At 67.4% G+C, this 6425-nt stretch carries 6 protein-coding genes; all 6 read left to right on the forward strand.

Translation table 11 applies throughout. The features are described 5' to 3' along the window. Positions 1-1752 (forward strand): enoyl-CoA hydratase/isomerase family protein (locus tag JSV08_03095; protein ID UCF81412.1); only part of this gene is annotated, 1752 nt, incomplete at its 5' end. A 30-nt stretch (positions 1753-1782) separates the two neighbouring features. Continuing rightward, positions 1783-2625 (forward strand): transketolase, encoded by an 843-nt coding sequence (locus tag JSV08_03100; GenBank protein ID UCF81413.1) that lies wholly within the window; start codon positions 1783-1785, stop codon positions 2623-2625. A 45-nt stretch (positions 2626-2670) separates the two neighbouring features. After that, on the forward strand, positions 2671-3210 hold the full coding sequence (locus tag JSV08_03105) for an FHA domain-containing protein (protein ID UCF81414.1): 540 nt from the start codon (positions 2671-2673) through the stop codon (positions 3208-3210). Between the two features lie 85 nt (positions 3211-3295). Continuing rightward, entirely contained in the window at positions 3296-4741 is a 1446-nt protein-coding gene (locus JSV08_03110) for a phosphoglucomutase/phosphomannomutase family protein (GenBank protein ID UCF81415.1), read from the forward strand. Between the two features lie 8 nt (positions 4742-4749). Beyond that, the gene (gene eno, locus JSV08_03115; GenBank protein UCF81826.1) at positions 4750-6051 is read left to right on the forward strand and encodes a phosphopyruvate hydratase; all 1302 of its coding nucleotides are present in this window, start codon (positions 4750-4752) and stop codon (positions 6049-6051) included. Between the two features lie 47 nt (positions 6052-6098). Further along, positions 6099-6401: a septum formation initiator family protein gene (locus JSV08_03120; protein ID UCF81416.1), complete on the forward strand. Its 303-nt coding sequence runs from the start codon at positions 6099-6101 to the stop codon at positions 6399-6401. Positions 6402-6425 lie beyond the last annotated feature (24 nt).

The raw sequence follows: 6425 nt of genomic DNA on the forward strand, positions 1-6425 counted from the left end.
ACGGAGCTCGCCCTCGCCTGCACCCGCCGCGTGCTCTCGGACTCGCCCTCGACGCGCATGGGATTTCCGGAAATTCTCCTGGGCCTCGCGCCCGGCTGGGGGGGCACGCAGCGCCTCGCGCGCCTCGTGGGGCTGCCGCGGGCGCTGGAGCTTGTCCTCACGGGAAAAAAGGTAGCGGCGAAGCAAGCGCTCCGCATAGGGCTCGCCGACGCCGTCTTTCCAGAAGCAATTTTTCTCGAAGAATCTTTGAAATTCATCCGCGACGAGGTGCTTCCCGGAGTAAAGCTCTCCGCGAGGCGGAGAACCAGGAAGGCCGTCAACCACCCTTTCGTGCGCCCGCTCATCGCGGCCGTGGCCCGCCGCAAAACGATGAAACGCACGCGCGGCCATTACCCGGCGGCGCTCGAGGCGGTGCGGCTCTGCGCAAAATCGCTCTCGTGGCCAATCGAGCGCGGCCTCGCCGAGGAGGCCCGCGCGGTCGGGCACCTCATCGCGGGCCCCGTGTGCAAGAACCTGATGCGCCTCTTCTTCCTCCGGAAGGAGGCCGAGAAACTGCGCATCGACGGCGCGGAGCCGCCGCCCGTCGAGCGCGTCGGCGTCGCGGGGGCGGGCGTCATGGGAGGCGGCATCGCGCAGCTCGCCGCGTACAAGGGCTGCGCCGTCCGCATGAAGGACGTTCGCGAGGAGGCGCTCGCGCAGGCGCTCCGCGCGGCGCGCGGCCTTTTCGAGGACCAACAGAAGCGCCACCGCATCACGTCCGCGGAGGCCGAGCGCGGCCTGGGCCGCATCATGCCGACGCTGCGCTACGACGGCTTCGGAAATACCGGCTTGGTCGTCGAGGCCGCCGTCGAGCGGATGGACGTCAAGAAGCAAATTTTTTCCGAGCTCGAGCGCGTCGTCTCCCGGCGCTGCGTCCTCGCGTCGAACACCTCGGCGCTCCCGGTCACGGAGATGGCGCGCGGGCTCCGGCACCCGGAGTGCGTCGTGGGGCTCCACTTTTTCAACCCCGTCCACAAGACGCCGCTCGTCGAGGTGGTGCGAGGAGAAGAATCCTCCGACGAGGCCGTCGCCGCGGCCGTCTCGTTCGCGCAGCGCCTCGGCAAGACGCCCGTCGTCGTCAAGGATTCTCCCGGCTTCCTCGTCAACCGCCTGCTCCTGCCCTACATGATGGAGGCGGCGCTGATGGTCGAGGAGGGATTCTCCCTGAAGGCCGTGGACGAGGCGGCGCTCGACTTCGGGATGCCGATGGGCCCGCTCGCGCTTTTCGACGAGGTGGGGATCGACGTGGCGCACCACGTGGGCGAGACGATGCGCGCCGCGTTTCCAGGCCGCTTCGCGGAATCGAAGCTCCTCGACGTCCTCTACGGGGAAAAGCACCTCGGCAAGAGGGCGGGTCGTGGCTTTTACGTCCACAAGGGAAGTCGTAAGCGCCCCGCCCGCCTGCCTTTCGCGGTTTCCGGAAAAAAGCCGCGTAAGGAAGACCTCGTCCCGCGCCTGTTCCACCCCGTCGTGAACGAGGCGGCGCGCTGCCTCGAGGAGGGCGTCGCGGCGCGCCCGGAGGACGTGGATCTCGCCATGGTGATGGGCACGGGCTTCGCGCCGTTTCGGAGCGGGCCGCTGCGCTGGGCCGGGACGGTGGGATTCTCGAAAATCGTCGGGGAGCTCGAGCGCCTAGCCGAGCGGCACGGCGCGCGGTTTGCGCCGAGCGCGGCGCTGCGGGAGATGGCGGCAAACGGCAAGCCCCGCGCTTGAAAAATCCCTTCCGCTTCCCTACCATATGCTATGCCCCCGTTCACCGACGCCGACGTCAAGCGCCTCGAAAAGCTCGCGCACGGCTTCCGCATGGATATCGTCAGGATGATCCATAACGTCGGAAGCGGCCATCCCGGCGGGGCGCTCTCGTGCATCGACATGGTCACGGCGCTCTACTTCCACCAGATGCGCTACGACCCGAAGAACCCGAAGTGGGAAGAACGCGACCGCTTCGTGCTCTCGAAAGGCCACGGCTGCTGCGCCCAGTACGCGGCGCTCGCCGGCCTCGGGGTTTTTCCCAAGGAGGACCTGATGGGCTACCGCGTCTTTGGCCACCACATCCAAGGGCATCCCGACATGACGAAGACGCCCGGCATCGAGATGTCCACTGGCTCGCTCGGGCAGGGCCTCTCGGCCGCAAACGGCATGGCGCTCGGCCTGCGCCTCGACCGAAGCCCAGCGCGCTCCTACTGCATCGTGAGCGACGCCGAGATGCAGGAGGGGCAGACGTGGGAGGCCGCCCTTACGGCCGCCCACCACAAGCTCGACAACCTGTGCGCCCTCTTCGACCACAACGGACTGCAAATCGACGGCCGCATCGAGGACATCAAGGCCATCGAGCCCATCCTTGACAAGTGGCGCGCCTTCGGATGGCACGTGCTGGACATCGACGGCCACGACATGAAAGAGATTCTGACGGCGCTCGACGAGGCGGAAAAAACCAAGGGCAGGCCCACGCTCATCCGCGCCCGCACCGTCAAGGGCAAAGGGGTCTCGTTCATGGAGAACAGCGTCAAGTTCCACGGCGTCGCCCCGAACGACGAGCAGTTCGAGCAGGCCATGAAGGAGCTTCAGGAAAATGCGCCGGCTTGATTCGCTTCCCGAAATTTTCCATAGTGTAGAAGGAGAGCCGAGACGATGAGCACCCCGACGCTGTGCCCGAAGTGCGGGGCTGAGTGGCTCATGAAGAGCCCCCAGCCGGAGGGCCGACCCCTGCGGTGCCCCGCGTGCGGCTACGCGTTCACGCTGAGCCCCTCGCCCGAGGAGACGACGAAAATGCGGGTGCCGGTTTTCGCGGAAGGAAGGCCGGCGGACACTCTCCCGGAGCTGGAGGACGAGAGCGCGCTCGGCGAGATGGAGCTTCCCTCCTCCCAGCTCATCACGCTCGAAGCCCTCAGCGGCCCCCAGAAGGGCCAGAAGGCGGAGGTCATGAAGACCCCCCTCACGCTGGGGCGGAGCTTCGGGGACGTGGGCCTGGCGGACGGGAAAATTTCTCGCATCCACGCGTCGCTCGAGGTCTACGGCGAGCGCGCCGTCGTGCTGCGCGACATCGCCTCGACGAACGGCACGTTCGTGAACGGCAAACTAATCTCCTCGGCGCGGATCCAAGACGGCGACACGATCCGCATCGGCACGATGGTGTTGATGCTGCGGGTGCGACCGAGGGGTTCTTCCTAATCCCCGGCGGGGCGAGCGCCGGGACTTGCCTTTCCTGGGGCGCGCGTGCTACTTTATGCGGAGCGGAAAGCTCCCATTGTTATCCATGGCGTGCACGACGGACATTCGCTTCGGCACCTCGGGCTGGCGTGGGCAGATTGCCCGGGATTTCACGTTTGAGAACGTTCGCCGTCTTGCATGGGCCATCGGACGGTGGCTTTCCACGCAAGATGCGGCGCTGGCACGGGGCGGAAGAAAGACACAGACGGAGCCGCCTGCAGTATTCATCGCCTACGATACGCGCCATATGGCCGAGGCGTTCGCCCTCGAGGCGGCGCGCGTCCTTGCGGCCCAGGGGCGGCGCGTCCTTCTGGCCGGGGAACCGACGCCCACGCCGGCCGTGTCGGCGTTCGTGCGGGCGAAGCGCCTCGCGGGCGCCGTCAATTTCACGGCAAGCCACAACCCCTGCGAGTGGCAGGGGATGAAATGGACCACGCAGGAAGGCGCCCCCGCGCCGCCGGAGACCACCCGGGCCATCGAAGCCCTGATTCCCAAGGATGCGAAGCCCCTCCTGCGGCAAGGCGAGAATTCCATAAAACACGTCTCCGCGAAAAGAGTGTATTTCCGGGCGCTCCGGCGGGCCGTGGATTTCGAAAGAATCCGGCGCGCCAGGCTGCGCGTCGCCGTGGACGCCATGCACGGAGCGGCCTCGGGCTGGCTCGACGGCGTGCTCCGGGAGGAGGGGATTCCGCACGCGGCGCTCCGGACGGAGCGCGACGTGCTCTTCGGCGGCTCGATGCCGGACCCGGCCCCCGAGCGCCTGCGTGAGCTGGGCCGCCGCGTGCGGAAGGAAGGCGCGGCGCTCGGCCTTGCGGCCGACGGTGACGCCGACCGCTTCGGCGTCCTCGACGGGCGCGGCGCGTTCGTCTCGCCAAACCTCGTGGTCGCCATGCTCTGCGACTACGTCCTCCGGCGCAAGGGCGCCCCGGCGCGCCGGGGGCTAGCCCGCACCGTGGTGACGACGCACCTCGTGGACGAGGTGGCGCGGCTGCACGGCGTCGAGGTGTTCGAGACGCCGGTGGGCTTCAAGCACATCGGGGAAAAATTTTTGCGCGGCGAGGCCGTCGCGGGAGGCGAAGAGAGCGCGGGGTTCTCCACCGCAGCCCACCTGCCCGAGAAGGACGGAATTTTCGCCGGCCTCCTTGCGCTCGACATGGTGGCGCGCGAGGGCAGGCCCTTCGCGGCGCTCGCGCAGGATTTCTTCTCCCGCCTCGGAACACGCCGCGCGAGCGCGCGCAGGGACGCCCACGGCGTGCTGCGAAACGGCGCTTCGTCGCTGAAACGGAAGAGCTTCGCAGGGCTGCGCGTCCTCGGCACCGAGCGCGTCGACGGCGTCAAGTGGCGCCTCGAGGGCGGCGCGTGGCTTGCGCTCCGCCGGTCGGGCACCGAACCCCTCGTGCGCCTCTACGCGGAGGCCCCGAGCCGCGCCATGGCCGAAAAACTTCTACGCATCGGTAAATCACTCGTCCGGGAGGACTCGAGAGCATCATGAACGACTCGTTGTTTCGCATCGACCGCATCGTCGCACGGGAAATCCTCGACTCGCGGGGGCAGCCCACCGTGGAGGTGGACGTGCACCTGAAGGGCGGCGTGCGGGGGCGCGCATGCGTTCCCTCGGGAGCCTCGACGGGCAAGCGCGAGGCGCTCGAGCGACGCGACGGAGACGCGAAGCGGTATTGGGGAAAGGGCGTCCTCCAGGCGGTGGAAAGCGTAAACCGGGTCCTCGCGGAAAAATTGACGGGTTTCGACGCCCACGAGCAGGCGGCCCTGGACCGGGCGCTCATCGACCTGGACGGCACGCCGAACAAATCGAAGCTGGGCGCGAACGCGGTCCTCGGCGTGTCGCTTGCGGCGGCGCACGCCGCGGCCCGGGCCGGGGGGCTTCCCCTCTACCGCTCCCTGGGCGGAGACGCCGCACACCTTTTGCCGACACCGCTCATAAACGTTCTGAACGGCGGCGCTCACGCCGCGAACAATCTCGACATTCAGGAATTCATGCTCGTGCCCTACGGCGCGCCGACGTTCCGCGAGGCGCTTCGATGGGCCGCCGAGTGCACCCACGCCCTGAAGGCACTCCTGGGCGAGGCCGGCCTGACGACCTCCGTGGGGGACGAGGGGGGCTTCGCGCCCAGCCTGGGCACGAACGCCGAGGCTCTCGACTGGCTCCTGCGCGCCGTCGAGAAGGCCGGCTTCAGCCCGGGCAAGGACGTGGGGCTCGCGCTCGACTCGGCCGCAAACGAGTTCTATGAGGGTGCAAACTACCATTTCCGCGGCGAGAACAGGCGGCTTTCCACGTCCGAGCTCGTCGCCTATTACGAGAGCCTTCTCGGGCGCTATCCCATCGTATCGCTGGAAGACCCGCTCGCGGAGGACGACTGGGACGGGTGGAAGGCGATAACCTCGCGCCTCGCCGACCGCGTTCAATTGGTGGGCGACGACCTTTTCGTCACCCAGCGCCCTCTTCTCCAGCGCGGCATCGACGAGCGCGCGGCGAACGCCATCCTCATCAAACTCAATCAGGTCGGCACCGTCACGGAGACGCTTGACGTGATCGAGCTGGCCGGGCGCGCGGGCTACGGCCTGGTTGTCTCGCACCGCTCGGGGGAAACGGAGGACACGTCCATCGCGCACCTGGCCGTTGCCACCGGGGCGGGACAGATTAAGACGGGCGCCCCTTGCCGCACCGACCGCGTCGCCAAATACAACGAGCTTCTTCGGATCGAGGAGGCGCTGGGCTCGCGAGCCCGCTTTGCGGGGCGGGAGCCCTACCGGCGCTTCCTCGAGAAAACCCCGGCCCGATAGGTATGCCCATTTCACCGCTGCCGCCAACCATTTCCGAGAAAACGCGCATGCGCGTCTTGAAGGAAGTGATGATTTTCGCGTTTTGCGCCGTGATTTTTTTCCTGTGCCTTTTCGTGCTCTTCAGCGACGAGGGACTCGTCGCCCTCTACCGCACCCACGCCCAGTACCGCGCCGTGCAGGGCGAGCTTGAAATCGCGCGCCGGGAAAACGACCGCCTCCGCGTCTATCTGGAGCACCTTCGGAACGATCCGAGCGCGCTCGAGGCCATTGCCCGCGAGAAGCTGCGGATGGTAAAGCCCGGAGAAGAAGTGTATCTCTTTGTCGAGCGAAACATAGAAGGCACTAAGTGAGGGTTAAAAAGGGGCATCCCGCCT

It is taken from the genome of Acidobacteriota bacterium, from assembly GCA_020349885.1.
Taxonomy (GTDB): domain Bacteria; phylum Acidobacteriota.

Coding starts and splice junctions, on each gene's coding strand:
- JSV08_03100 (UCF81413.1), top strand. CDS start 1,783: ATGCCCCCGTTCACCGACGCCGACGTCAAGCGCCTCGAAAAGCTCGCG.
- JSV08_03105 (UCF81414.1), top strand. CDS start 2,671: ATGAGCACCCCGACGCTGTGCCCGAAGTGCGGGGCTGAGTGGCTCATG.
- JSV08_03110 (UCF81415.1), top strand. CDS start 3,296: ATGGCGTGCACGACGGACATTCGCTTCGGCACCTCGGGCTGGCGTGGG.
- JSV08_03120 (UCF81416.1), top strand. CDS start 6,099: ATGCGCGTCTTGAAGGAAGTGATGATTTTCGCGTTTTGCGCCGTGATT.